Annotated in this window: 1 protein-coding gene; it reads left to right on the forward strand. The window is 35.4% G+C overall.

Annotated features, from left to right (window positions below):
- Window positions 1-24: 24 nt before the first annotated feature.
- On the forward strand, window positions 25-443 hold a 419-nt coding region (locus NG918_RS16645; protein WP_252227148.1), incomplete at its 3' end, for an NADH peroxidase.

The raw sequence follows: 443 nt of genomic DNA on the forward strand, positions 1-443 counted from the left end.
AAAGAAAACAGGGGGAATTAAATTATGAAAAAATTTGTTTGTACAGTATGTGGTTATGTATATGAAGGAGAAGCAGCTCCAGAAAAATGTCCATTATGTGGAGTAGGTCCAGAAAAATTTGTAGAACAAAGTGGAGACTTAGCATTTGCAGATGAACATGTAATTGGAATAGGAAAAGATGTTGATCCAAGAATAGTAGAAGGATTACAAGCAAACTTTATGGGAGAATGCACAGAAGTAGGAATGTATCTTGCAATGTCAAGACAAGCAGATAGAGAAGGCTTCCCAGAAGTAGCAGAAGCATATAAGAGAATAGCATTTGAAGAAGCAGAACATGCAGCAAAATTCGCTGAATTATTAGGTGAAGTAGTAAATGCAGATACAAAGAAAAACTTACAATTAAGAGTAGATGCAGAACATGGAGCATGTCAAGGAAAGAAAGA

Origin of the sequence: Clostridium sp. ZBS2, assembly GCF_023845855.1 — a bacterium.
Lineage (GTDB): Bacteria > Bacillota > Clostridia > Clostridiales > Clostridiaceae > Clostridium > Clostridium aquiflavi.